This window comes from Micromonospora sp. NBC_01699, from assembly GCF_036250065.1.
Classification (GTDB): Bacteria; Actinomycetota; Actinomycetes; order Mycobacteriales; family Micromonosporaceae; genus Micromonospora_G.
Genome location: NZ_CP109199.1, coordinates 6,878,643 through 6,904,789, shown reverse-complemented (window position 1 = coordinate 6,904,789; position 26,147 = coordinate 6,878,643). Strand labels below are relative to the sequence as shown.

Here is a 26,147-nt window from a genome sequence, read left to right as displayed (position 1 = left end):
CGCGATGAGCCGGGACCGATCGCCCAACGCTTCGCCCGCCTCCTCGCCGTCGCGGTGGTGGCGGTGACGGAGGTCGTGCCACTGGCCACCGGACGTTAGCAGGCCCCCCGGCCTCACGCGAATTGTTCGTGTCAGGCAAAATATTCGTGTCGCGCCCTGACTTCCCCAGGAGAGCTCGCCCATGTCGTTGTTTGCCAGGCTCAGTCTCGCCAACCGAGGGCTGGTCGCCCTCATCGCGGTGGTGATCACGGGCTTCGGGGTGTTCGCCGTCCCCTCGCTGAAGCAGCAACTCCTACCGTCGCTGGAGTTCCCGGCGGCGTTCATCGTGGCCAGCTACCCGGGCGCCTCGCCCGAGATCGTCGAAGCCCAGGTCACCGAGCCGATCGAGAACAGCATCCAGGGCGTCGCCGGTCTCACCAAGGTCACCTCGACCTCGCGTGAGGGCGCCACCACCGTCCAGGTCGAGTACGAGTTCGGCAGCGACCTCGACGGCATGGTCAACAAGATGGAGACCGCGCTCAACCGGATCAGCACCCAGCTGCCCGAGGGCGTCGACCCGCTGGTCTTCGCCGGTAGCACCGACGACCTGCCCGCCGTCGTACTGGCCGCCAGCGGCGGCGGGGACCGGCAGGCGCTCGCCGACAAGTTGCGCGCCACCGTCGTACCCGAGATCGAGGGGATCGACGGGGTCCGCACGGTCGAGGTGACCGGTGCGCCCGACCAGCAGGTCGTGATCACCCCCGACCCGGCCAAGCTCGCCGGGCTCGGCATCGCGCCGACCGCCATCGGCACCGCGCTCCAGACGAACGGGGTGGCCATCCCGGCCGGCACCCTGGTCGACGGCACCCAGGCCCGTACGGTGCAGATCGGTACCCGGATCGGCACCATCGACGACCTGCGCGGCATCTTCGTCAGCCCGTCCACTCCGGGCGCCCCGGCGGTTCGGCTCGGCGACATCGCCACCGTGGAGAAGCAGGTCGCCGCGGCGACCGCGTTCACCCGGACCAACGGCAAGGAGAGCCTCGGCATCCAGGTCACCGCGTCGCCGGACGGCAACGCGGTGCAGATCTCGCACGAGATCCGGGACCGGCTCGCCGACCTCGGTCAGGCATCCGGCGCCGACCTGACGGTCGTCTTCGACCAGGCACCGTACGTCGAGAAGTCGATCGAAAGCCTGACCACCGAGGGCCTGCTCGGCCTGGTGATGGCGGTCCTGGTCATCCTGGTGTTCCTGCTGTCGGTGCGGTCCACCCTGGTCACCGCGGTCTCGATCCCGCTCTCCGTGATGGTCGCGCTGATCGCGCTCTGGATCGGCGAATACTCGCTCAACCTGCTCACCCTCGGCGCGCTGACCATCGCGGTCGGCCGGGTGGTGGACGACTCGATCGTCGTCCTGGAGAACATCAAACGACACCTCGGGTACGGCGAGGACAAGCGCGGGGCCATCATCACCGGCGTCCGCGAGGTCTCCGGCGCGGTGACCGCCTCCACCCTCACCACGGTCGCGGTGTTCGCGCCGATCGCCCTGGTCGGCGGCTTCGTCGGGCAGATCTTCGCCCCGTTCGCGATCACCGTCACGGTGGCGCTGCTCGCCTCGCTGGTGGTCTCGCTGACCGTCATCCCGGTGCTGGCGTACTGGTTCCTGAAGCCGGCCGCCGGTGGCGCCGGCGAGGCGGCGGTACGCGCGGCGGCCGAGGAGAAGGAACTGCGCAGTCCGCTCCAGCGGGCCTACCTGCCGGTGATCGACTTCGCGACCACGCGTCGCTGGGCCACGGTGGCGATCGGGCTGGTGGTGCTCTTCGCGACGTTCGGCCTCTCCACCCAGCTCAAGACGAACTTCCTGGACGACTCCGGCCAGGACACCCTCAGCATCAGCCAGAAGCTGCCGGTCGGCAGCAGCCTGGCCACCACCGACGCCGCGGCCAAGCAGGTCGAGGGGATCCTGGCCCGGACCGACGGGGTCGAGACGTACCAGGTCACCGCCGGTGGCGGGGGCAACCCGTGGGAGGGCGGCGGTGGCGGCGCCAGCGCGAGCTTCTCGGTGGCGCTGCACGAGGGCACCGAGGCCGGACCGCTGCGGGACAGCCTGCGGGCGGAGTTCGACAAGCTGAGCAATGCCGGTGAGATCACCTTCGGCGGCGGCAGCCAGTCGACCAACCAGCTCGCCGTGATCGTCCAGGCGTCCGACAACACCATACTGGCGCAGGCGACCGAGCAGGTACGCAAGCTCGTGGCCGACACCCCGGACGTCGAGGACGTCGAGACGAGCCTGGCCGACAGCGCACCGCGGATCGACGTCGCGGTGGACCGGGCCAAGGCGGCCCAGTTCGGGCTCTCCGAGGCGGCCGTCGGCCAGCTCGTGGGGCAGGCATTCCGGGGCAGCCCGCTCGGGCAGGTATCGCTCGACAACGATCAGCAGGACGTGGTGCTGCGCTTCGGCGCGAGCCCGGCCACCGTCGATGAGCTCAAGGCGCTTCCGATCGGCCCGGCGAAGCTCGGTGACCTGGCCGTCGTCAACGAGGTGGCGGGCCCGGTCTCGATCACCCGGATCGACGGCGAGCGCAGTGTCACCGTCACCGGTACGGCCACCGGCGCGAACCTCGGCGCCACCAGCGCCGAGTTGCAGAAGAAGCTGGACGCGCTGGAGGTGCCGGGGGCGAGCTTCGCCATCGGCGGGGTCAGCGCCGAGCAGGCCGACGCCTTCGCCGACCTGGGGCTGGCCGTACTCGCCGCGATCGCGATCGTCTTCGTGATCATGGTGGCGACCTTCCGGAGCCTGATCCAGCCGCTGATCCTGCTGGTCTCGATCCCGTTCGCGGCCACCGGTGCGATCGGCCTGCTGCTGGTCACCGGGACGCCGCTGGGCGTACCGGCCCTGATCGGTGTGCTGATGCTGGTCGGCATCGTGGTGACCAACGCGATCGTGCTGCTGGATCTGATCAACCAGTACCGGGAGCAGGGCCTGAGCGTCCAGGACGCGGTGGTCGAAGGGGCCCGGCGCCGGTTGCGGCCGATCCTGATGACCGCCATCGCGACCATCTTCGCCCTGCTGCCGATGGCACTCGGCCTCACCGGCGAGGGCGGCTTCATCTCCCAGCCGCTGGCGGTCGTGGTGATCGGTGGCCTGCTCAGCTCCACCCTGCTCACCCTGGTCCTGGTGCCGACCCTCTACACGATGGTGGAGGGCCGGCGGGAGCGGCGCCGGGAGCGGCGCAACCTGGCCAAGGGCGATGCCCCGTCCGGCTCGGCTCCCGAGCCGGTGCTGGTCGGCGCCGGTGCGCCGGCGACCGGTACGGCCGGCAACTCGACCGACGCGGGTCGGTTCGGCGTCGACGCGGCGCCCAGGCCGTCGGGTGCGCTGATCGACGGTACGGACCAGTTCGAGGTGCTCCGGCTGCCGAAGACCCGGCGTTCGCCGCTGCCACCGGCTGAGTAGTCCGGGCAACGAGCGGTTGGGCTAGTCCGGGTCGTCCCGGGTCGGTGTAGATCACCGGCCCGGGACGACCCGTCTGTGGGCCGTTCACCTCCGGGTAGGGTCCGGGTCCGTGTCGTCGTCTCCGCTGCGGGTCCTGGCCCGAAACCGTGACTTCCGGAACCTGTTCTGCGCCGAACTCGTGGTCTTCGGCGCCGACTGGTTCGTCATGGTGCCGTTGCTGGTGCTGCTGCCACAGCTCACCGGCAGCGGTGTGTGGGGCGCGCTGGTGTTGGCCGTCGACACCGGGCTGACCGCGCTGATGCTGCCGTACAGCGGGATGATCGCCGACCGGATCGACCGCAAGAAGATCATGATGGTGGCGAACCTGGCCGCGCTGGTGGCGATCCTGCTGCTGCTCTGGGTACGCAGTGCCGACACCGCCTGGTTGGCGCTGGTCGCGATCGGTGCGGTCGCGGTGTCGAAGGCGTTCTACTCGCCCGCCGCCCAGGCCGCCCTGCCGAACGTGCTCGCCCCCGAGGACCTGGCCGCCGGCAACGCGGTCGCCGGCGCGGCCTGGGGCACCATGGCGGTGGTCGGGGCGTCGCTCGGTGGGCTGCTCAGCGAGGTCGTCGGACCGTACGCGTGTTTCTGGATCGCGGCGGCGGCGCTGGCCGGCGCGGCCGGTCTGGCCGGGTTGATCCGCCGCCCGTTGCAGGCCCCGCGCGACCACGGCGAACCGGCGCAGCGGGGCTGGGCGGCGCTGGGCGAGGCGTTGCGCTACATCTCGGCCCGGCCCCGGCTGCGGGCCCTGGTCACGGTCAAGTCGGCGGTCGGCCTCGGCAACGGTGTGCTGACCGTGTTCCCGCTGCTGGCCGGCGTGTACGGGGTCGGCGCGCTCGGCGCCGGCCTGCTCTTCGCCGCCCGTGGCGCCGGTGCGGTGGCCGGACCGGTGCTGATGCGTCGGGTGCTCACCCGGCGGTCCTGGCTGCTGCCCGGCCTGGCCCTGTCGATGTCCGGCTACGGCCTGGCCTACCTCGGGGTTTCCCTGGTCAACTGGTTCCCGCTGGTGCTGGCGCTGGTCTTCGTGGCCCATTTCGCCGGTGGCAGCAACTGGGTGCTCTCCAACTTCGCGTTGCAGGGCGAGGTGCCGGACCGGCTGCGTGGCCGGGTGTTCGCCACCGACCTGATGCTGGCCACGTTCGCCATCTCGATCAGCCAGCTCGCGGTCGCGGCGGTGGTGGACCACGTCGATGAGCGGGTGGTGCTGGCCGGCTGTGGCCTGGTCACCGTGGTGTACGCGATCGGGTGGCGGATCGCCACCCGCAAGCTCGCCCTCACCGAACCCGAGCCGGCGCTGGACGTCGAGCCGAAGCGGTAGGGATATGGGGTTGTCCGTCGTGCGGCCGCTCGCTATCGTGGTGATATCACTTTGCTACTAAGGAGATGTCATGGAGCGAGTGGTCTTCCGGATGTCCGGATTCCTCATGGTCGCGGTGCTGGTCGTGCTCGCCGCCATCGCGGCCGTCGTGCTCGCCGCGAGCGGCAGCGACCAGGCGATCATCGCCACCGCCGTCGGCTACGCCGTACTGGCTGCCCTGGCCGGCACCGGGTTCACCATCGTCAACCCCAACAACGCGCAGGTGGTGCAGTTCTTCGGCCGCTACGTCGGCACCATCCGCGAGGCCGGATTCCACTGGACCCTGCCGCTGACCGCCCGTACCCAGGTGACGCTGCGGGTGCGCAACTTCGAGACCGCCCGGCTCAAAGTCTCCGACGCCGACGGCAACCCGGTCGAGATCGCCGCCGTTGTCGTCTGGCGGGTGGTCGACGCGGCCAAGGCCGTGTTCGCCGTCGACGACCACGTCGAGTACGTCGCCGTGCAGGCCGAGTCGGCCGTCCGGCACCTGGCCACCAGCTACCCGTACGAGGCGCACGACTCCGGTCGGGCCAGCCTGCGCGACAGCGCGGTGGTCAGCGAGGAGCTGACCCACGAGTTGCGGGAGCGGTCCGAGATGGCCGGCGTCGAGGTGCTCGAATCGCGTACCACGCACCTCGCCTACGCCCCGGAGATCGCCCAGGCGATGCTGGCCCGCCAGCAGGCCAGTGCGATCGTCGGCGCCCGTTTCAAGATCGTGGAGGGCGCGGTCGGTATGGTCTCGCTGGCCCTGGACAAGCTGCGCGAGGAGCACGTGGTGGACCTGGACGAGGAGCGCAAGGCACAGATGGTGGCGAACCTGCTGGTCGTACTCTGCGGCGACCGGGCCGCCCAGCCGGTTGTCAACGCCGGTTCCCTCTACAGCTAGAGGCGGTCCGGCTGATGGCCGAGCGCAAGAAACTCCTGCTCCGGCTCGATCCGCAGGTCTACGACGCGGTCGCCCGGTGGGCCACCGACGACCTGCGCAGCGTCAACGCCCAGATCGAGTACGCCCTCCGGCTCGCCCTGCGTACCGTCGGGCGCCCACCGAAACCGTCAACCGCCCCCGGTACGTCGACCGAACTCGATACGACAACCGAACCGCAGACATCGGATGACCCCGGTACGACGAGCGAGTCCGCCACGTCGACCGAGCCGGACGGGTAGCGGCGTCGTCCGCGACCGCCGTCCGAATGTTGACCAAACGTGGGCGGCCGGCAGCCGTACGAGCCGGCCGCCCTAGCATGAGCGGATGGCGTTGTCCTTCGTTGCCGGTCCGGTCCGGGTCCGGGTGCCCGCGACCAGTGCGAACCTCGGGCCGGGTTTCGACTCGCTCGGCCTCGCGCTGGCGCTCCACGACGAGGTCAGCGCCCGGGTGACCCCGAGCGGCTGCCGGGTCGCGGTGACCGGCGCGGGTGCGGGTGAACTCCCCGACGACGAGACCCACCTGGTGGTCCGGGCCATGCGGGCCACCTTCGACCTGCTCGGCGGCCAGCCGTCCGGACTGGCGCTGGACTGCGCGAACCGGATTCCCCAGGCGCGTGGCCTGGGCTCGTCGTCGGCGGCGATCGTCGCCGGGGTGCAGTTGGCCCGGGGACTGACCGTCGACGGTTTCGACCGGTTGGACGACGCGGGCGCACTGCGGTTGGCGGCCGAGATCGAGGGACACCCCGACAACGTGGCCCCCTGCCTGCTCGGCGGCTTCACCATCGCCTGGACCGAAACCGCGCCGCTCGCGGCCGGCACTTTCGCCACCGCTGGGGCGGATGAGGTCGGCGGGACCGCTGGGACTCACGTGACCGGCGGGGAAGACGAGGCGGCCGGGACCGCCGGAACGCGGTGGGCGGCATCGGTTGCCGGTGCTCGTGCCGTTGCCCTGCGGCCGTCGCCGGACATCGCGCCGGTGCTTTTTGTGCCCGAGGAACGGGGACTCACCGCCGTGGCGCGGGCCGCGTTGCCGGCCACGGTGCCGCATCACGACGCCGCGCGGAACGCCGGTCGGGCCGCGTTGCTCGTGCACGCGCTCACCGCCGACCCGTCGTTGCTGTACGCCGCGACCTCCGACCGGCTGCACCAGGACTACCGCGCGGCCGGCATGCCGGGCACGGCGTCCCTGCTCACGGCCCTGCGGGCGGCCGGAGTGGCAGCGGTGGTCAGTGGTGCGGGACCGACCGTGCTGGCCCTGTCCGCGCTGCCGGAGAGCTTCGACCCGGGAATGGGTTGGTCCGTACGGCTGTTGCCAGTAGACGTGACCGGCGCCCAGGTTGATAGGGTTAGACTGGGACACGCCGAGCGGGACCCTGTTGCCGCAGGTCGGAAGAGTTGATTACGCTCTAGACTTAGCACAGCCGCGAAGCATGCGAACTCCTGCGGGTCGGTGCACCCCCGAAGCTTTCGGCGGTTAGCCCGTCTCACCCTTGCCTAGGCCCACGCCGCACCGCAGTTTTCCACCGGTCGTCGCAGGCGGCGAAAGACTGCTCACCGGCGTTGGTGAGTCGGGAAAACCGGCTGCTGTGTTACAGACTCCCGTTACGCGCGACGCGAGGCGGGTGTACCGAGGCCGCCCGGCCACCTTGTTTGTCGATCCCGGGTAGCCCCGGCCTTATCGAGGGAAGGAATCCATTGAGCGACACCACCGACGTGACGTCGGATGTTTCCAACGTCGCTGGCGAAGCCACCGCGGGTCCCGTCCGTCGCCGCCGGACCGGCACCGGCCTGTCGGCGATGCTGCTGCCGGAGCTACAGAGCCTGGCCGCGTCGCTCGGCATCTCCGGTACTGCTCGGATGCGCAAGGGCGAGCTGATCAGCGCGATCTCGGAGCGACAGGGCGGCGCCGCCGCCGGTAGCCCGCCGCGTCCACGGGTCGAGGTCGCCGCTGCGGCCGCGCCGGCCCGGGACCGGGACGAGGTACGCGCCGAGGTACGGGACACCACCGAACGGCGTGGCGCGGACGAGACCCCGGCCCCGGCGGCACAGCCGGCGACCACCGAGGCGCCCGTACGCGAGCGGTCCTCCCGCCGGTCCAGCCGTGCTGCGGCAACCGCCGCCGCCACGACGACGGCAGAGCCGAAGGCCGACGAGCCGGTGGCCGAGACCGCCGAGCGGGTCGACCGGGCCGAGCGGGCCGAGTCCCGCACCGGCCGGGAGCGCGGCGACCGGGCCGAGCGCGGCCCGCGCAACGGCGAGCGGAACAGCGACCGTAACGGCGAGCGTGCCAACGACCGCACCAGCGACCGTAACGGCGAGCGCGCCAACGACCGCACCAGCGAGCGCACCGGCGAGCGTGCCAACGACCGCACCAGCGACCGTAACGGCGAGCGTGCCAACGACCGCAACGGCGAGCGCGTGAGCGACCGCAACGGCGACCGTAACGGCGAGCGCAACCTCGACCGCAACAACGACCGGAACATCGATCGCAACGACGATGACGATGACGGCGAGGGCGGTGGTCGCCGCAGCCGCCGCAGCCGGTTCCGGGACCGTCGGCGCGGTCGCAACGACCGCCCCGAGGGCGCCGAGGTCACCACCGCTGGCCGGGAGCCGCAGGTCAACGAGGACGACGTGCTCGTCCCGGTGGCCGGCATCATCGACGTGCTCGACAACTACGCCTTCGTCCGGACCACCGGTTACCTCTCCGGGCCGAACGATGTCTACGTGTCGATGTCCCAGGTCAAGAAGTACGGCCTGCGCCGCGGTGACGCGGTCACCGGTGCGGTCCGGGCGGCTCGCGACGGTGAGCAGCGGCGGGACAAGTACAACCCGCTCGTACGGCTCGACACCATCAACGGGATGGAGCCGGACGAGGCGAAGCGGCGGCCGGAGTTCTACAAGCTGACCCCGCTCTACCCGCAGGAACGGCTCCGTCTGGAGACCGAGCCGCACATCCTCACCACCCGCGTCATCGACCTGGTCATGCCGATCGGCAAGGGCCAGCGGGCGCTCATCGTCTCCCCGCCCAAGGCGGGTAAGACGATGGTGTTGCAGGCGATCGCGAACGCGATCACCCACAACAACCCGGAGTGCCACCTGATGGTGGTGCTGGTCGACGAGCGGCCCGAAGAGGTCACCGACATGCAGCGCTCGGTCAAGGGCGAGGTCATCGCGGCCACGTTCGACCGGCCGCCGCAGGACCACACCACGGTCGCGGAGCTGGCGATCGAGCGGGCCAAGCGCCTGGTCGAGCTGGGCCACGACGTGGTCGTACTGCTGGACTCGGTGACCCGGCTCGGGCGGTCGTACAACCTGGCGGCGCCGGCCAGCGGCCGGATCATGTCCGGTGGTATCGACTCGACCGCGCTCTACCCGCCGAAGCGGTTCCTCGGCGCGGCGCGCAACATCGAGAACGGCGGCTCGCTGACCATCCTCGCCACCGCGCTGGTGGAGACCGGTTCCATGATGGACACGGTCATCTTCGAGGAGTTCAAGGGCACCGGCAACGCAGAGCTGAAGCTGGACCGGAAGATCGCCGACAAGCGGGTCTTCCCGGCCATCGACATCCACCCGTCCGGTACGCGTAAGGAAGAGATCCTGCTCGCGCCGGAAGAGTTGGCCATCACGCACAAGCTGCGCAAGGTGTTGCACTCGCTGGACTCGCAGGCGGCGTTGGACCTGCTGCTGGACCGGCTCAAGCAGAGCCGTACCAACATCGAGTTCCTGATGCAGATCGCGAAGTCGACGCCGGGGGAGTAGTAGTCCCGGTGACGTAGGCGAAAGGGGCACGGCCGGAAACGGCTGTGCCCCTTCGTCGTACCCGACCTGCGGTGGCCGCCGCGACCGTCAGAAGTCGCCCTCGGCGACCTGGAAGACGGTCAGGCCGAGCTCGCGCCACATCCGTACCACCTGCATGCGGTCGTCGAAGACGCCGACCACCCGGAAGCGGGGGTGGATCTCGGACTCGAAGATCTCCCGCTTCACCACCGAGTCCCTGCGGCTGTCGCCGTACTCGCGCATGTGCAGTTCCAGGTACGGCACTGCCACGTGCAGGTCCAGCCAGGCTTCGGTCTCGGCCCGGCAGGAGTCGTCCCGACCGGAGCAGAAGACCACGCCGTAGCCGGCCGAGTGCATCGCCCGTACCGCCGCGATCACCGCCGGATTCGGCAGGTCCTCGCCGACCCGGCTCATGTCGTACGGGCTGCGCGCGCCCATCAGCGCCACCGTGCCGTCGATGTCGACCAGCACGATCTCCGGGGCGCCGGACGTCGGCCGGTACACGGTCGCCGGCCCGCCCGGGGTCACGTACGGCACCGGCAGCGGCAGGTTGCGCCCGGCCAGGTAACGCTGGTGCATCCGGCGGATCGCCTCCTCGCCGACCCGGTCGTCCTCGGCCCGGTCGGCGTCCCGGCGTACGCACTCATCCACCGGTACGTCGGTGAAGTCGTGCACCTCCAGCGTGGCGCCGAACCGGGCACCCAGTTCGGCCCAGTCCCGTACGGTCTTCGACCGCAGGTTGGTGTCGTCGATACAGACGTCGACCCGGGCCCGCAGCAGCGCCTCGACCTGGGCCCGCTGTACGGCGGTCACCTGCCCCTCGGCCCACTGGGTGAACAGCCGGGTGCCGTGCAACATCCGGCGCAGGTCGTCGCGGTTGACCCGGACGACGCCGGGCTGGAGTTTGCGGGCGAAGGTGGTCTTGCCGGAGGCGGGCAGCCCTCGGGTGAGGATCAGTCGGGTCATCGGTCACTCCGGGTTGTGCGGGGTACGGTCACCGGTCGGCTTGGCCTGCTGCCAGAGCAGCGAATGATGGTCCTCGCCGTCGAGTCGGAGGAAGAGGGCGGCGCGTTCCGGGTGGGCCAGGGCCCGGCCGGCGAAGTCGCGTCGGGTCCAGCCGTCGGGCAGCCCGGCGACGATCTCACCGTACGCGGTCTCGATCTGCGCGGCGCGGGCCGCGACGGTCGCGGTCAGCTCGGCCGCGACGGCCTCGACCCAGGCGCGGAACTCGTCCGGCAGCGGCTCGACCAGGGCGGCCAGACTGCCGCCGCGGACCAGGATCTCCCAGACCGCTCGGGCGTTGAGGCCGTAGACCAGGCGGTGCAGCCGGACGTAGTCCGCGTATTTGATCTTCACCCGCTGGTCGGTGTCCGGCCAGTGCACCACCAGCCCCTCCCGGTCCTCGCGCGGCGGCGCGGCCAGCGCCTCGGCGAGCGTGCGGTAGGGCAGCCGGTCCACCACCGGACCGGGCCAGTCGGGCACCGCCGCCGGGCCGTGGCTGCGACCGGTGGCGATCTCGACCGAGCCGAGCAGCACCAGGTCGTCCAGGCCGGCGTAGTCGAGCACTATCCGGTTGGCCGGGTAGACGATCTCGACCAGCACGGTGTGCCCGGCCGGCGGGACAAAACCGGAATAGCGGGTGCGCAGCAGAACGGTCGCGTGCCGAGCCTGGTCGGAGGCGAACGAGCCACGGGTGGCGACGGCGTACCCGGACGGGGTCGGAAAGATCACACCGAGCGAGCCGTCCGCCTTGTCCGTGACCACCGCCGGGGCGTCCGGGCGGAGGTCCGGCGCGCCCGGCTGGTCGTGGTTGAAGAACTTCGGGTACGGCCGGGCCAGCACCGCCCCGGTCGTGTCGTCCACGATCAGCCCCCGACAGGCCAACGTCACCGGTGTCCAGGCCGACGCGTACGTGCACGCCTCGGTGTAGTTGTAGATCGACAACGGCAGCTCGGGATGGCGCTGCACCCGGACCAGCCCCTCGGCCAGTGCGGCGGCCAGGGCCGACGGGTCGAGGACCTGCGAGAGCGTCACCGGTACGCGGACAGGGGTGGTCACGGGGTATGCCTTCCGGCGGGAGGGGAATGCACGGGGGTGCGGGAAACGTTAACCACCACGGATCAGGTGTGCAGCCCGATTTCGAGGTGGGCCAAGGCCCATGGCACACTGGTCAATCGGCCACCGGTTCCGGTTCACGCCCGAGCGCGCCACGCGATCGTGACGAGCGTTGACGGCGACCCGGCGACCACTTGACGAAAGGGACCGAGGCGACATGAAGCCCAACATCCACCCGGAATACGTCACCACCGAGGTGACCTGTTCCTGCGGTAGCACCTTCACCACCCGCAGCACCGCCAAGGGCGGCTCGATCCACGTCGAGACCTGTAGCGCCTGCCACCCGTTCTACACCGGCAAGCAGCGCGTTCTCGACACCGCCGGCCGGGTTGCCAAGTTCCAGCAGAAGTACGCCAAGGTTCAGGCCAAGAAGGCCAAGTAGCTGCGTCGACGGCGCCCGCGTCCCGGTTCGTACCGGGCGCGGGCGCTGTCCGTATGTGCCCGCGGTTCGCCTTTCCCGCCGCGGTTCCCCCGCTCGGTCATGAGGAGTACGGGTTATGAGCAGTGAGCGGTTGGCTGGCCTTCTCGACGAGTACACGCAACTTGAGAAGCGGCTGGCGGATCCGGCGATCCACGCCGACCAGGCGACCGCCCGCCGGGTCGGCCGCCGGTTCGCCGAGCTGACCCCGCTGCACAAGGCCGCCGGCGAGCTGTCCGAGGCCCGCGCCGACCTCGACGCCGCCCGCGAACTCGCCGCCGAGGACCCGTCGTTCGCCGGCGAGGTGGACGCGCTGGCCGCCGCCCTGCCGGCGCTCGAACAGCGGCTGGCCGAGCTGCTCGCCCCGCGCGACCCGCACGACGCCAAGGACGTGATCCTGGAGATCAAGGCCGGTGAGGGCGGGGACGAGTCCGCGCTGTTCGCCGGTGACCTGCTCCGGATGTACACCCGGTACGCCGAGCGGCACGGCTGGGTGACCGAGGTGCTTGAGGTGCAGGACTCCGACCTTGGCGGGGTGAAGGACATCTCGCTCGCGGTGAAGACCAAGGGCGTACCGGAGGGCGGCAACGGCGTCTGGTCCCGGCTCAAGTGGGAGGGCGGCGTACACCGGGTGCAGCGGGTGCCGGTGACCGAGTCCCAGGGCCGGATCCACACCAGCGCCGCCGGCGTACTGGTGCTGCCCGAGGCCGAGGACGTCGACGTCACCGTCGACCCGAACGAGCTGCGGATCGACGTTTTCCGCTCGTCCGGCCCCGGCGGCCAGTCGGTCAACACCACCGACTCGGCGGTGCGGATCACCCACCTGCCGACCGGGATCGTGGTCTCCTGCCAGAACGAGAAGAGCCAACTCCAGAACCGCGAGCAGGCGATGCGGATCCTGCGGGCCCGGCTGCTCGCCGCCGCCCAGGAACAGGCCGACGCGGCCGCGTCCGACGCCCGCCGGCTCCAGGTGCGTACGGTCGACCGGTCGGAGCGGATCCGGACGTACAACTACCCGCAGAACCGGATCACCGACCACCGGATCGGCTACACCGCGTACAACCTCGACCTGGCGCTCGCCGGGGACCTGGACGCCGTGCTGGACGCGCTGACCGAGGCGGACCGGGCAGCCAGGCTGGCCGGCGAGAGCGAGCTGTCCCGCCGCTGACCGGCGGGTCGCGACCGAGGGTCAGGAGCCCCGGGGGCGGGTGGTCTTCGCCCGCAGCATCTCCCGGTCGGCGACCTTGAACGCGGTGCTCAGCGCCTCCCGCAGGTTGGCACCGGCTCCGCTCACCTCGGCGAAACCGACGCTCACCCCGACCGGGGTGCCCGGCACCAGCGCCGCCCAGTCCTCGCCGTGCACCGCCGCGACGATCCGGCGGCCCACGTCGGCCGCCTCGGCCATGCCCGCGCTCGGCAGCACCACGATGAACTCGTCACCGCCGAACCGGGCCACGAAGTCGCCCCGCCGCATCACCCGGTTGATCACCCCGGCGATGCGTTGCAGCACCAGGTCACCGGAGTGGTGGCCGTGCGCGGTGTTGACCGCCTTGAAGCCGTCGAGGTCGCAGACCCCGATCACCGCCCGCTCGCCCCGGCCCACCATCGCCGCGACGTACCGCTCCAACCGGCGGCGGTTCGGCAGGCCGGTGAGCGGGTCGGTGAGCGCCTCGTCCTCGTACCGGGCCGCCTCGCGGCGCAACTCCTCGTGGTCGATCCTGGCCGCGATGCCGTCCACGTACACGTCGCGGAGCCGGTCGTTGCGCTGGGCGGCGAGCCGGAACGCGAACCGGTCGGCCCGGTGCGCCGCCGCGTGGTCACCGGCCCTGCTGTACGCCATGCTGCGCAACCGGGCGTGCTCGGCCGCGCCGAGGGTCTCGGCGGCCACGGTCACCGTGTCCAGCCGGGTCATCGCCTCGATCGGTCGCCCGGCGGCGATCGCCAGGCACGCCTCGCCGAGCTGCCGCATGTCGCGTGCCCGCGCGCTGTCCCCGCCCTTGCTGAGCAGTGAGGTGGCCGAGATCCCGGTCGGCAGCTCGGTCGGCTCACCGAGCGCCGCCCGGCGGGCGACGGCGTAGCCGTACGCGACCAGGCTGCTCGGCCGCAGCCGGGAACCGCCGCTGGTGGAGACGAACCGGTCCAGGTCACCGCCGATGTCGCGGAGCACCCGCAGACAGCCGTCGCTGTCGCCGTGGTGGTCCAGGGTGACCGCGTTGCGCAGCCGGATGCCCGGCGCGGCGAAGGTCTCGTCGGATATCCCGGCGGCGACACCGAGCTGGCGGGCCCGTTCGATGGCGGACAGCGCGTAGCCGTGGAAGCTGAGGTAGGAGTAGGCCATGGCCAGGTCGTGCCAGGCCCAGGCGGTCTCCCGGTCCGGGTCCTCCACCGCGGCCAGCGCCTGGGCGCTGCGGACCAGGTGGGTGACGCACCGGTCGAGGGCGCCGTGGTCGTGCGCGGCAAGCGCGGCCAGGGCGTGCAGGTGCCCGTGCAGGTACGGCTCGGAGACGAGGTCGCGGGCGGCGTCGAAGGCCCGCTCGACGGCGGTGGTGTATTCGGCGGTCCGGCCCAGGTTGATCAGCGCGGACAGGCGTTGGACCAGCGCGTCGGCCCGGGAGTAGGGGTCCTCGGTGCTGCCGATGACATCCTCGAAGGTCTGACACGCCGCGGCGGACCGACCGGCCTCCATCAGCCCACGAGCGTGCATGAGGACCTCGGCCTGGTCTTTGACCCGGTCGAGCCAGCTCACGCGGAACCTCCTACGAATCGCGGACGAACGCCGCCCGTGTCCGGTGCCCCGTCCGACGTCCCATGATTATGGCGTGACAGATTTCCTACAGCAGCCCGCCGAAGGGTCAGAACGGTTGCGGCCCTCGGTCGCCGTCGGCCGGGCGAGCGGCGTACTGGCCGCCGCCGGGATCGGGCCGGCTCGGGCCGAAGCGGAACTGCTTGCCGCGTACGTGCTGGACACGTCGCGTGGCAGGTTGGCGCTGACGGCCAGGTTCACCCCCGCCCAACTTGACCGGTTCGAGCAACTTGTCGGCCGCCGGGCGGGGCGTGAGCCGTTGCAGTACCTGCTCGAATCGGCACCGTTCCGTTATCTGGAGCTGGCGGTCGGGCCCGGTGTCTTCGTACCCCGCCCGGAGACCGAACTGCTCGCCGGTCGGGGCATCGAGGCGGCCCGCGAGGTTGTCGCCGCGGCCGGGGGCGGGGCGCCCGCCGAGCCGCTCGTGGTCGACCTGTGCAGCGGCAGCGGGGCGATCGCCCTGGCCGTCGCCGACGAGGTGCCGCAGGCCCGGGTGGTGGCGGTCGAGCGGTCCCCGGAGGCGCTGGCCTGGCTGCGCCGCAACGCCGCCGAGCGGGCCGCCGCCGGGGACCGGCCGATCGAGGTGGTGGCCGGCGACGTCACCGATCCGGGGCTGCTCGCCGGGCTGGCCGGGCGGGTGGACGTCCTGCTGTGCAACCCGCCGTACGTGCCGTCGGCGACCGCCGTACCCCCGGAGGTGGCCGACCACGACCCGGCGGAGGCGGTCTTCGGTGGCCCCGACGGCCTGTCGGTGATCCGGCCGGTGCTGGCCCGCGCGGCCGACCTGCTGCGCCCCGGCGGGCTGCTCGGCATCGAACACGACGACACCCACGCCGAGGCGGTGCCGGCGCTGCTGCGCGCCGACGGCCGGTTCGACGAGGTACACGACCACCAGGACCTGACGGGTCGGGCCCGGTTTGTCACCGCGTGTCGCACTGTCGGCACCCGTGCCGCCGATGCCGCTCCGGCGTGGCAGACTGGCTCCTCGTGATGCTCTACGACTGTCGGTCCCTGGCCGAGCGCGACCGCGGTATCGCCGCCGCGATCGAGGCGGTCAAGAACGGCGAACTGGTCGTGCTCCCCACCGACACGGTCTACGGGATCGGCGCGGACGCGTTCACGCCGTACGCCGTCACCGCGCTGCTGAACGCCAAGGGGCGCGGCCGGTCCATGCCACCGCCGGTGCTGGTCGGCTCCCGGCACACCCTCGACGGGCTGGTCTTCACCCTGCCGTCGATCGCCCGGGACCTGGTCGCCGCGTTCTGGCCGGGCGCGTTGACGATCGTCGTCGAGCACTCGCCCAGCCTCCAGTGGGACCTCGGCGACACCGCCGGCACGGTCGCCGTACGGATGCCGATGCACCCGGTCGCGCTGGAGGTGCTGCGGGAGACCGGTCCGATGGCGGTCTCCTCGGCCAACAAGACCGGGCAGCCCGCGGCGAACACCGCCGAGGAGGCCCGCGACCAGCTCGGTTACGCCGTCCGGGCGTACCTGGAGGCGGGGGCGGCGCCGGATCCGGTGCCGAGCACCATCGTCGACGTCACCGGTGAGATTCCCCGGGTGCTGCGCGAGGGCGCGATCCCGCTGGAGAAGCTGCGCGACGTCGTACCGGACATTCAGGGCCGGGCGGCCTAGGGTGCCACCGTTCACCGTCCTGCACGTCTGTATGGGCAACATCTGCCGTTCGCCCATGGCCGAGCGGCTGCTCACCCTGGCGGTCCGTGAGCGGCTCGCCCGGCGGGCCGACGGTGTGACGGGTGGGCCGGGCAGCGCCGACGAGCTGCTGCACAGCCACAGTGCCGGCACCGGCGGCTGGCACGCGGGCGAGGAGATGAACCCGCCCGCCGCCCGGCAGGTCCGCCTCCGCGGCGGTGACGTCGACGGGTTCGCCGCCCGCAAGCTGCGTTCGGACCAGATCGACGCGGCCGACCTGGTCCTGACCGCCACCGCCGACCAGCAGGACTACGTGGTCGCGCTGCGTCCCGACGCGAGCGGGCGGACCTTCGTGCTCGGCGAGTTCGGCCGGCTGCTCGCCGCCGTCGACCTGACCCGGCTACCGGCCGCGGCGGCCACCCCGGACGAGGTGTACGCCCGAGGCGTCGCGCTGGTCGAGGCGGTCGACGCCACCCGGCGGGGCGGCGCACCGCTGCCGGCGGACGACCTCGACGACCCGTGGGGCCGGGGCGACCAGTGCTTCAGCCGGGTCGCCGACGAGATCGAGGAGAGCGTCGACCCGCTCGCCGCCGCCCTGCTGCCCTGAGCGCCGACGGCCGGGTTGTCGTCCCGACCAGGGCATGGGTGGGTCCCGCCGGGGTGCCTCCGTACACTCCACTGCGGTGGCGCACTCGACGAGGAGACCACATGAGCAAGTTCTACGGGCCCGACTTCGACGAGTTGGCAGCCACCGATCCGGAGATCGCCGACGTGGTGCTGGGCGAGTTGGACCGGCTGCGGGGCGGGTTGCAGCTCATCGCCAGCGAGAACCTCACCTCGCCGGCCGTGCTGGCGGCACTCGGCTCGACCCTGACGAACAAGTACGCCGAGGGCTATCCCGGCCGGCGCTACTACGGCGGCTGCGCCGAGGTGGACCGGGCCGAGGAGATCGGCATCAGCCGGGCCAGGGACCTGTTCGGCGCCGAGCACGCCAACCTGCAACCGCACTCCGGGGCGAGCGCCAACCTGGCCGCGTACGCGGCGCTGGTGCAGCCGGGTGACCCGGTGCTGGCGATGGAGCTGCCGCACGGCGGTCACCTGACCCACGGCAGCCGGGTGAACTTCTCCGGGAAATGGTTCTCCCCGATCGGCTACACCGTCCGCCGGGACACCGAGCTGATCGACTACGACGAGGTACGCGACCTGGCGCTGGCGCACCGACCAAAGCTGATCATCTGCGGCGCGACCGCGTACTCCCGGCTGATCGACTTCGCCCGGTTCCGGGAGATCGCCGACGAGGTCGGGGCGTACCTGATGGTGGACGCGGCGCACTTCATCGGGCTGGTGGCCGGTGGCGCGATCCCGTCCCCGGTGCCATATGCCGACGTGGTTTGCTTCACCACGCACAAGGTGCTCCGGGGACCGCGCGGCGGCATGATCCTCTGTCGGGAGGCGCTCGCCGAGCGCATCGACAAGGCGGTGTTCCCGTTCACCCAGGGTGGTCCGCTGATGCACGCCGTCGCGGCCAAGGCCGTCGCCCTGCGCGAGGCCGCCCAACCCGACTTCAAGGCGTACGCCACCCAGGTGGTCCGCAACGCCCGTGCGCTCGCCGCCGGGCTGGCCGACGAGGGCATGCGGCCGGTCTCCGGTGGCACCGACACCCATCTCGCCCTGATCGACCTGCGTGAGTTGGACGTGACCGGGCGGGACGCGGAGGAACGGACCGGTCGGGCGGGGATCACGCTGAACAAGAACGCGATCCCGTACGACCCGCAGAAGCCGATGATCGCCTCGGGGATCCGGGTGGGCACGCCGAGCGTCACCACCCAGGGAATGCGGGAGGGGGAGATGCGGCAGATCGCCACCCTGATCTCCCGGGCCGTCCGGACCGATCCGACCGCCACCGGTGGCGAGGAGATCCTGGCCTCCGTCGCCCACGAGGTCACCGAGCTGGTGGCCGGCTTCCCGGCGTACCCCCGTGGCTGACCACGACCTCGCGGCGAAGGACGCACCCGCCGCCGACGCCGTCACGGACCCTGCGACCCCGACGGACAGACACTGGCGGCTGCGGCATCTGCCGGTGCTCCTGCTGGCCTCGGCGGGGCTGGTGGCGCTGGCCGCGCTGGTGGGCGGCCTGACCTCGGGTACGACCGGGGCGATCGGCGCGGCGATCGGCGTCGCCGTCGTCACTTTCAGTTACACATCGTCCACGTTGGTCGTGGCCTGGGCCGATTCGGTCGACCCGCAGCTGGTCCTCCCGTTCGGCCTGGCGATGTACGCGGCCAAATTCTCCGTGTTCGGCGTGTTGATGGTCGCCGCGGCTGCTACTGGCTGGCCAGGGCTGGTGCCGTTGGCGCTCGGCGTGGTCGCCGGCGTGTCGGTCTGGACCGGGGTGCACATCTGGTGGATCACCGCTGTTCACCTGCGGCGGACCGCCCGATAGCACGGCGCGGCGAAAAACTGTCCGTGATCGGTCATTTCCCAGCGGGCCCAAGGGGAGTAGCGTGCCTCCAGACGACGCCGCGCCCCAGAACGCCCACACACATCGGTTGTGCGGGGGGTGCCTCCTTGCCTCGTATTTCTGGCTGATATCGTTCGCCCCGTCATGGCCGGTGACCAAACCCCCCAACCCGCTGACGGCACAGGCGACTATCAGCCGCCCAATGCCGGACAGGGCTGGACCGCGCTCGCATACCTGATCGCAGGGATGTTGGTGTGGGGTTTCATCGGCTGGCTGGTCGACCGGTGGCTCGAAACCGATGGTGTCGCCATCGGAATCGGCGTGGTACTCGGCGCGGCCGGGGGGATCTACCTGGTCATCCGCCAACTCGGCGCGCCGCCTAACTAGGGAAGGGACGCGGTGATCGGACAGTCGGTCGTCCTCGCGGAGGGCGATACCCCGTTTCCACCCAGCGTGGGGGACTTCTTCCTGCCCAGCATCGCCCCGTGGGGCGGACACTCGCCGTGGGTCACCAAGATCACCCTGTTGGTCTGGCTCGCGGCTGGTTTGCTGATCCTGTTCTTCCTGCTGAGCTACCGCAAACCGCAGCTGGTGCCGAGCAAGAAGCAGTGGTTCGCCGAGTCGATCTACGGCTTCGTGCGCAACAACATCGCCGTGGAGATGATCGGGCACCGCGGAGTCGCCTTCGCGCCGTACTTCACCACGCTCTTCTGCTTCATCCTGCTGACGAACCTGTTCAGCATCGTTCCAGTAATCCAGATCTCGCCGAACTCACACATCGCCTTCCCGGCGATCTTCGCGGCGGTCAGCTACGTGATGTTCATCTGGGTGGGCATCCGGCACCACGGTGCGGGCAAGTTCTTCAAGAACGCGCTCATTCCGCCGGCGCCGTGGTACATCCTGCCGTTGCTGGTCCCGATCGAGGCATTCTCGACGTTCGTGGTCCGTCCGTTCTCGCTGGCCGTGCGTCTGTTCGCGAACATGTTCGCCGGCCACATGCTCCTGCTGGTCTTCACCCTCGGCGGATTCGCGATGCTCAACGCGACCCCGTTGCTCGCGCCGGTCTCGGTGCTCTCCTGGGTGATGACCGTCGCGCTGACCTTCCTCGAAGCACTGGTCATCGTCCTACAGGCCTACGTCTTCGTCGTGCTGACGGCAAGCTACGTGCAGGGCGCTGTCGCCGAAGAGCACTGATCCACAACCGCACAACCGTTGTCGTCCCGCGTGACCGTCACGCGTGATAACCAGGAGGAACCAACTAATGGACATCGCCGCAGTAGAGGGCAGCGTCGCCGCCATCGGTTACGGCCTTGCCGCCATCGGCCCCGGCATCGGCGTCGGCCTGGTCTTCGCCGCGTACATCAACTCGACGGCGCGTCAGCCCGAGTCGTCGCGGATCACCCTGCCGTACGTCTGGATCGGCTTCGCCGTGATCGAGGCGCTCGCGCTGCTGGGCATCGCGTTCGGCTTCATCTGGGCCGGCACTTCCGCCTAGTCCCGCCCACCTTCGTCGACGGAGGGTTCACATGTATTCACTCGCTGCTGAGGGCGCGGCAGAGCACAACCCGATCCTGCCGCTCTGGCAGGAGATCGTGGTTGGCTCGGTCGCCTTCGCGGTGCTCTGCTTCGTACTGATGAAGTTCGTCTTCCCGCGCATGGAGCAGACCTTCCAGGCGCGGGTCGAAGCGATCGAGGGCGGCATCAAGCGGGCCGAGGTCGCACAGGCCGAGGCCAACCAGCTCCTTGAGCAGTACCGGGCCCAGTTGGCGGAGGCACGTACCGACGCCGCCAAGATCCGCGACGACGCGCGGGCCGACGCCGAGGGCATCCGACAGGACGTCCTGGCCAAGGCACGCGAGGAATCCGACCGGATCATCGCGCTCGGCAAGGAACAGCTCGCCGCCGAACGGCAGACCATCTCGCGCGAACTGCGCGCGGAGCTCGGCACGCTCGCGGTCGACCTGGCCAGCAAGATCGTCGGTGAGTCGCTCGCCGACGAGGCGCGTCAGAAGGGCACGGTCGAGCGTTTCCTGACCGGGCTTGAGAGCGCGGGGGCCCGCTGATGCAGGCCGCCAGCCGGGAGTCGTACGCCGCCGCGGCGGAACGTCTGGACGCGTACGCCCAGACCGCCCAGCCGTCGGCGATCGCCGACACCGCCGACGGGATCCTCGCCGTGGCCGATCTGTTGCGCCGGGAGGCGCGGCTGCGGCGGGCCCTGTCCGACCCGGCCCGCTCCGGCGAGGAGCGGGCGGGCCTGCTGGGCAGCCTGGTCGGCGGCAAGGTGACCTCGGACGCGTCCGAGTTGCTCACCGCCCTGGCGACCGGGCGCTGGTCGGCACCGTCCGAACTGCTGACCGGCACCGAGCGGCTCGGCGTGGAGGCACTGCTGGCCAGTGCCGACCGGGCCGGCGACCTCGGTGAGGTCGAGGACGAGCTGTTCCGCTTCGGCCAGGTGGTCGGGGGGGACACCGGACTGAGCAACGCCCTGTCCGACCCGATCGCGCCGGTGGCGCAGCGGGCCGAACTGGTCCGGACGCTGCTGTCCGGCAAGGCGAAGCCGTCGACCATCCGCCTGGCCGAGGTGGCCCTGGCCGGCTTCGGTGGACGGTCCGTGTCCAACGGGCTCACCCGCCTGGTGGAGCTGGCCGCCGACCGCCGTGACCGGCAGGTGGCCTACGTGACCGTCGCGGCGCCCCTCGGTGAGGAAGAGGAGCGCCGGCTGAGCACCAAGCTGACCGAGATCTACGGTCGGGAGGTCACCGTCAAGCAGACGGTCGACCCGCACGTGCTCGGCGGGCTGAGCGTCCAGGTCGGTGCCGATCTCTACGACGGCACCATCCTGCGCCGACTCACCGAAACCCGTAACGCGCTGACCAAGCGCTGAACGAACTACGCCGTACTTAGCCTGCCGCTCTGAGTTAACTCCGGGCCCTGAATAGAGGAAGCAGAGGATGGCCGAGCTGACCATCTCGTCGGAGGAGATCCGCGGCGCCCTGGAGCGCTACGTCTCCTCCTATTCGCCCGACATCTCCCGCGAGGAGGTCGGCGCTGTCGCCGACGCCGGTGACGGCATCGCGCACATCGAGGGACTGCCCTCGACGATGGCCAACGAGCTGCTGGAGTTCGAGGACGGCACGCTCGGCGTGGCGCTGAACCTCGACGTCCGGGAGATCGGCACCGTGGTGCTCGGCGACTACGCCGGCATCGAGGAGGGCCAGCGTGTCAAGCGCACCGGCCGGGTGCTGTCCGTTCCGGTCGGCGACGCCTTCCTGGGCCGCGTGGTGAACGCGCTCGGTGCCCCGATCGACGGTCTCGGTGAGATCGCCAACGAGGGCTTTCGCGAGCTTGAGTTGCAGGCGCCGAACGTCATGGCCCGACAGGGTGTCACCGAGGCGCTACAGACCGGCATCAAGGCCATCGACGCGATGACCGCGATCGGCCGGGGTCAGCGTCAGCTGATCATCGGTGACCGGAAGACCGGCAAGACCACGGTCGCGATCGACACGATCCTGAACCAGCGGGACAACTGGCGGTCGGGTGACCCGGCCAAGCAGGTCCGCTGCATCTACGTGGCGATCGGCCAGAAGGCCTCCACCATCGCCTCGGTGAAGGGCCTGCTGGAGGAGCAGGGCGCGATGGAGTACACCACCATCGTCGCCTCGCCCGCCTCCGACCCGGCCGGCTTCAAGTACATCGCCCCGTACGCCGGCTCGTCCATCGGGCAGCACTGGATGTACGGCGGCAAGCACGTCCTGATCGTCTTCGACGACCTCACCAAGCAGGCCGAGGCGTACCGCGCCGTGTCGCTGCTGCTGCGCCGCCCGCCGGGCCGCGAGGCGTACCCGGGTGACGTCTTCTACCTGCACTCCCGCCTGCTGGAGCGCTGCGCCAAGCTCTCCGACGAGCTGGGCGGCGGCTCGATGACCGGTCTGCCGATCATCGAGACCAAGGGCAACGACATCTCGGCGTTCATCCCGACCAACGTCATCTCGATCACCGACGGACAGATCTTCCTTGAGGGCGAGCTGTTCAACCAGGGTGTCCGGCCGGCGATCAACGTCGGTACCTCGGTCTCCCGGGTCGGTGGCGCGGCGCAGGTCAAGCCGATGAAGAAGGTCGCCGGCCGGCTCCGGCTGGACCTGGCCCAGTACCGCGAGCTGGAGGCGTTCGCCGCCTTCGCCTCCGACCTGGACAAGGCCTCCCGCAACCAGCTCGACCGCGGTGCCCGCCTGGTCGAGCTGCTCAAGCAGCCGAACTACTCGCCGTTCGCGGTCGAGGAGCAGGTGGTGTCGGTCTGGGCCGGCACCGAGGGCAAGCTCGACGACATCGCGGTGGCCGACGTCCGCCGGTTCGAGAACGAGTTCCTTGAGTTCCTGCGGCACAACTACAAGTCGACGCTGGATTCGATCGCGGCCTTCAACTGGGGCTCCGACGAGCCGGCGGCGCTGGACGAGGCGATCAGCCGGTTCAAGGCCCAGTTCCTGGGTAAGCAGGACGAGGTGAAGGTCAACGACGCCGCGGCCGAGCCGCTCGAAGGCGACGAGAACCGCGAGACCGTGACCCGGTACCGGGATGGCGGGACTGACGCTGCGGTAGAGAAGTAGGGCTGACCAATGGCGGCCCAGGTTCGCGTTCTTCGTCAACGAATCCGCTCGGCGAAGTCGATGAAGAAGATCACCAAGGCGATGGAGCTCGTGGCGACGAGCCGGATCGCCAAGGCCCAGGCCCGGGTCGCGGCGTCCCTGCCGTACGCCCAGGCCATCACCGGTGTGCTCACCGCGCTGGCGTCCAACGCGGCGATCGACCACCCGCTGCTCACCGCCCGTTCGCGGGTACGGCGGGCCGGGGTCGTGGTGGTCACCAGTGACCGCGGCCTGGCCGGCGGTTACAGCTCCAACGCGATCAAGATGGCCGAGTCGCTCATAGCTCGGCTGCGGGACGAGGGCAAGGAGCCGGTGCTCTACGTCATCGGCCGTAAGGGCGTCACCTTCTACCGGTTCCGCAACCGGCCGATCGAGGCGAGCTGGACCGGGTTCTCGGAGCAGCCGTCGTTCGCGGACGCCCGCGAGGTGGGCGAGACGCTGATCAAGGCGTTCGGTCACGGCGCGGACGACGAGGGCGGTAGCGGCGGCATCGACGGCGTGCTGGGTGTGGACGAGTTGCACATCGTCTACACCGAGTTCAAGTCGTTGATGACGCAGAACCCGGTTACCAAGATCATTGGTCCGATGGAGGTCGAGGACCGTCCGCGGTCCGAGGGCCTGCTGCCGGCGTACGAGTTCGAGCCGGAAGCCGAGGCGCTGCTCGACGCGCTGCTGCCGAAGTACATCAACACCCGGATCTACGCGGCGTTGATCGAATCGGCGGCGAGTGAGTCGGCGGCACGCCGGCGCGCGATGAAGAGCGCGACCGACAACGCCGAGGACATGATCGACAGATACACGCGTGAGATGAACTCGGCCCGCCAGGCCGGGATCACCCAGGAGATCAGTGAGATCGTCGGCGGCGCGAACGCGCTGGCCGCGTCGGGAAGTGAAGTGTGATGACTGCACCAGTAGAGACGAAGACCGCCACCGGTCGGGTGGTACGGGTCATCGGCCCGGTCGTCGACGCCGAGTTCCCGCGCGACTCGATGCCGGAAATCTTCAATGCCCTCAACGTCACCGTCTCGCTCTCCGGTGGAGAGAAGACGCTGACCCTGGAGGTCGCCCAGCACCTGGGTGACAACATGATCCGGGCCATCTCGATGCAGCCGACCGATGGCATGGTCCGCGGCGCCGAGGTGCGGGACACCGGCAACCCGATCATGGTGCCGGTGGGTGACGGCACCAAGGGTCACGTGTTCAACGCGATCGGCGAGTGCCTCAACCTCAAGGAGGGCGAGAAGCTTCAGGTCTCCGACCGGTGGGGTATCCACCGGAAGGCCCCGGCCTTCGCCGACCTGGAGCCGAAGACCGAGATGCTGGAGACCGGCATCAAGGTTCTCGACCTGCTCGCCCCGTACGTCAAGGGTGGCAAGATCGGCCTGTTCGGCGGCGCGGGTGTGGGCAAGACCGTGCTGATCCAGGAAATGATCATCCGGGTGGCGAACAACTTCGGTGGTACCTCGGTGTTCGCCGGGGTGGGGGAGCGTACCCGCGAGGGCAACGACCTCATCCACGAGATGACCGAGTCCGGGGTTATCGAGAAGACCGCCCTGGTCTACGGCCAGATGGACGAGCCGCCGGGCACCCGTCTGCGGGTCGCCCTCTCCGCGCTGACCATGGCGGAGTACTTCCGGGACGTGCAGAAGCAGGAGGTGTTGCTGTTCATCGACAACATCTTCCGGTTCACCCAGGCCGGCTCGGAGGTGTCCACCCTGCTGGGCCGGATGCCGAGCGCCGTGGGTTACCAGCCGACGCTCGCCGACGAGATGGGTGAGTTGCAGGAGCGGATCACGTCGGTCCGGGGGCAGGCGATCACCTCGATGCAGGCGATCTACGTGCCCGCCGACGACTACACCGACCCGGCACCGGCGACCACCTTCGCCCACCTGGACGCGACCACCAACCTGGAGCGGTCGATCTCCGACAAGGGCATCTACCCCGCGGTGGACCCGCTGGCGTCCTCCTCGCGGATCCTCGCGCCGGAGTACGTCGGTCTGGAGCACTACACCGTCGCCTCCGAGGTGAAGCGGATCTTGCAGCGCTACAAGGACCTGCAAGACATCATCGCCATCCTCGGTATCGAGGAGCTCTCCGAGGAAGACAAGATCACCGTCGGGCGGGCCCGCCGGATCGAGCGCTTCCTGTCGCAGAACACCTTCGCGGCGGAGGTCTTCACCGGCATCAAGGGTTCGTACGTGCCGGTCAAGGACACCGTCGAGGCGTTCAAGAAGATCAGCGAGGGTGAGTTCGACCACTTCCCCGAGCAGGCGTTCTTCATGTGCGGTGGCCTGGACGACCTGGAGCGCAACGCACGCGAGCTGATGAAGGACTAGTTTTTCCGTACCACGAAAGGGACCGGGCCGGCTGACCGCCGACCCGGTCCCTTCTCCGTGGGCCGGGCAGCGGGTCCGGCCGAGTTGATCTTCCGGGGGTTTGCCCAGAAACCGGCGCTACGCTCTGCAACGTCCGTGCCCCCGCCCGGGGGTGCCCGCAATCCGTCGGGGCGCGACGATGG

General features: G+C 70.4%; 24 protein-coding genes. 21 read left to right on the top strand and 3 right to left on the bottom strand.

The features are described 5' to 3' along the window. Positions 1-181 precede the first annotated feature (181 nt). From OG792_RS28265 to rho, 6 genes are all read left to right on the top strand, one after another. Positions 182-3,436, top strand: coding sequence for an efflux RND transporter permease subunit (locus OG792_RS28265; protein ID WP_329103958.1), 3,255 nt, complete (start codon positions 182-184; stop codon positions 3,434-3,436). Positions 3,437-3,545: 109 nt separating this feature from the next. Next, complete coding sequence (locus OG792_RS28260) at positions 3,546-4,793, top strand: MFS transporter (RefSeq protein WP_329103956.1); 1,248 nt, start codon at positions 3,546-3,548, stop codon at positions 4,791-4,793. Between the two features lie 70 nt (positions 4,794-4,863). Beyond that, on the top strand, positions 4,864-5,718 hold the full coding sequence (locus OG792_RS28255) for an SPFH domain-containing protein (RefSeq protein ID WP_329103954.1): 855 nt from the start codon (positions 4,864-4,866) through the stop codon (positions 5,716-5,718). 14 nt (positions 5,719-5,732) lie between these two features. Continuing rightward, positions 5,733-5,996 (top strand): hypothetical protein, encoded by a 264-nt coding sequence (locus OG792_RS28250; RefSeq protein ID WP_329103952.1) that lies wholly within the window; start codon positions 5,733-5,735, stop codon positions 5,994-5,996. 85 nt (positions 5,997-6,081) lie between these two features. Continuing rightward, positions 6,082-7,155 carry a homoserine kinase gene (gene thrB, locus OG792_RS28245; protein WP_329103950.1) on the top strand — a complete coding sequence of 358 codons (1,074 nt, stop codon included), beginning with the start codon at positions 6,082-6,084 and terminating at the stop codon, positions 7,153-7,155. A gap of 296 nt (positions 7,156-7,451) precedes the next feature. Beyond that, positions 7,452-9,518, top strand: a complete 2,067-nt coding sequence (gene rho, locus OG792_RS28240; protein ID WP_329103948.1) for a transcription termination factor Rho — start codon at positions 7,452-7,454, stop codon at positions 9,516-9,518. A gap of 87 nt (positions 9,519-9,605) precedes the next feature. Here the strand turns inward: rho and OG792_RS28235 are convergent, their stop codons facing one another. Next, the gene (locus tag OG792_RS28235) at positions 9,606-10,502 is read right to left on the bottom strand and encodes a phosphatase domain-containing protein (protein ID WP_329103945.1); all 897 of its coding nucleotides are present in this window, start codon (positions 10,500-10,502) and stop codon (positions 9,606-9,608) included. Between the two features lie 3 nt (positions 10,503-10,505). Beyond that, positions 10,506-11,594 (bottom strand): RNA ligase, encoded by a 1,089-nt coding sequence (locus tag OG792_RS28230; protein ID WP_329103943.1) that lies wholly within the window; start codon positions 11,592-11,594, stop codon positions 10,506-10,508. 214 nt (positions 11,595-11,808) lie between these two features. Here OG792_RS28230 and rpmE point away from each other — a divergent pair, with 214 nt between their 5' ends. Beyond that, on the top strand, positions 11,809-12,033 hold the full coding sequence (rpmE, locus tag OG792_RS28225; protein ID WP_121156762.1) for a 50S ribosomal protein L31: 225 nt from the start codon (positions 11,809-11,811) through the stop codon (positions 12,031-12,033). A 115-nt stretch (positions 12,034-12,148) separates the two neighbouring features. Continuing rightward, positions 12,149-13,237, top strand: a complete 1,089-nt coding sequence (gene prfA, locus OG792_RS28220; RefSeq protein ID WP_329103940.1) for a peptide chain release factor 1 — start codon at positions 12,149-12,151, stop codon at positions 13,235-13,237. Positions 13,238-13,258: 21 nt separating this feature from the next. Here prfA and OG792_RS28215 read toward each other — a convergent pair whose 3' ends face one another. After that, a complete protein-coding gene (locus OG792_RS28215; protein WP_329103939.1) occupies positions 13,259-14,815 on the bottom strand; it encodes a GGDEF domain-containing protein in 1,557 nt (518 codons plus the stop codon). Positions 14,816-14,888: 73 nt separating this feature from the next. Here OG792_RS28215 and prmC point away from each other — a divergent pair, with 73 nt between their 5' ends. The 13 genes from prmC to atpD all read left to right on the top strand — a co-directional run bounded on the left by prmC (position 14,889) and on the right by atpD (position 25,965). Beyond that, a complete protein-coding gene (gene prmC / locus OG792_RS28210; RefSeq protein ID WP_329103938.1) occupies positions 14,889-15,863 on the top strand; it encodes a peptide chain release factor N(5)-glutamine methyltransferase in 975 nt (324 codons plus the stop codon). Then, positions 15,863-16,507 (top strand): L-threonylcarbamoyladenylate synthase, encoded by a 645-nt coding sequence (locus tag OG792_RS28205; RefSeq protein WP_329111479.1) that lies wholly within the window; start codon positions 15,863-15,865, stop codon positions 16,505-16,507. The genes prmC and OG792_RS28205 overlap by 1 nt, the downstream gene beginning before the upstream one ends. A gap of 1 nt (position 16,508) precedes the next feature. Next, positions 16,509-17,132, top strand: coding sequence for an arsenate reductase/protein-tyrosine-phosphatase family protein (locus tag OG792_RS28200; protein ID WP_329103937.1), 624 nt, complete (start codon positions 16,509-16,511; stop codon positions 17,130-17,132). A gap of 101 nt (positions 17,133-17,233) precedes the next feature. Further along, positions 17,234-18,511 carry a serine hydroxymethyltransferase gene (gene glyA, locus OG792_RS28195; RefSeq protein WP_329103935.1) on the top strand — a complete coding sequence of 426 codons (1,278 nt, stop codon included), beginning with the start codon at positions 17,234-17,236 and terminating at the stop codon, positions 18,509-18,511. Positions 18,512-18,590: 79 nt separating this feature from the next. Continuing rightward, a complete protein-coding gene (locus OG792_RS28190; protein ID WP_329111478.1) occupies positions 18,591-18,968 on the top strand; it encodes a hypothetical protein in 378 nt (125 codons plus the stop codon). Between the two features lie 162 nt (positions 18,969-19,130). Further along, positions 19,131-19,373 carry an AtpZ/AtpI family protein gene (locus OG792_RS28185; RefSeq protein WP_329103934.1) on the top strand — a complete coding sequence of 81 codons (243 nt, stop codon included), beginning with the start codon at positions 19,131-19,133 and terminating at the stop codon, positions 19,371-19,373. Positions 19,374-19,385: 12 nt separating this feature from the next. Then, positions 19,386-20,180 (top strand): F0F1 ATP synthase subunit A, encoded by a 795-nt coding sequence (gene atpB / locus OG792_RS28180; RefSeq protein ID WP_329103932.1) that lies wholly within the window; start codon positions 19,386-19,388, stop codon positions 20,178-20,180. A gap of 67 nt (positions 20,181-20,247) precedes the next feature. Then, on the top strand, positions 20,248-20,481 hold the full coding sequence (locus OG792_RS28175) for a F0F1 ATP synthase subunit C (RefSeq protein ID WP_329103930.1): 234 nt from the start codon (positions 20,248-20,250) through the stop codon (positions 20,479-20,481). A 31-nt stretch (positions 20,482-20,512) separates the two neighbouring features. Then, positions 20,513-21,049, top strand: a complete 537-nt coding sequence (locus OG792_RS28170; protein ID WP_329103928.1) for a F0F1 ATP synthase subunit B — start codon at positions 20,513-20,515, stop codon at positions 21,047-21,049. Then, positions 21,049-21,870, top strand: coding sequence for a F0F1 ATP synthase subunit delta (locus OG792_RS28165; RefSeq protein ID WP_329103926.1), 822 nt, complete (start codon positions 21,049-21,051; stop codon positions 21,868-21,870). The genes OG792_RS28170 and OG792_RS28165 overlap by 1 nt, the downstream gene beginning before the upstream one ends. A gap of 67 nt (positions 21,871-21,937) precedes the next feature. Next, positions 21,938-23,590, top strand: a complete 1,653-nt coding sequence (gene atpA / locus OG792_RS28160) for a F0F1 ATP synthase subunit alpha (RefSeq protein WP_329103924.1) — start codon at positions 21,938-21,940, stop codon at positions 23,588-23,590. 9 nt (positions 23,591-23,599) lie between these two features. Further along, a complete protein-coding gene (locus tag OG792_RS28155) occupies positions 23,600-24,529 on the top strand; it encodes a F0F1 ATP synthase subunit gamma (protein WP_329103922.1) in 930 nt (309 codons plus the stop codon). Beyond that, positions 24,529-25,965 (top strand): F0F1 ATP synthase subunit beta, encoded by a 1,437-nt coding sequence (gene atpD, locus OG792_RS28150; RefSeq protein ID WP_329103920.1) that lies wholly within the window; start codon positions 24,529-24,531, stop codon positions 25,963-25,965. Before OG792_RS28155 ends, atpD begins: the two co-directional genes overlap by 1 nt. The last annotated feature ends 182 nt before the right edge of the window (positions 25,966-26,147 follow it).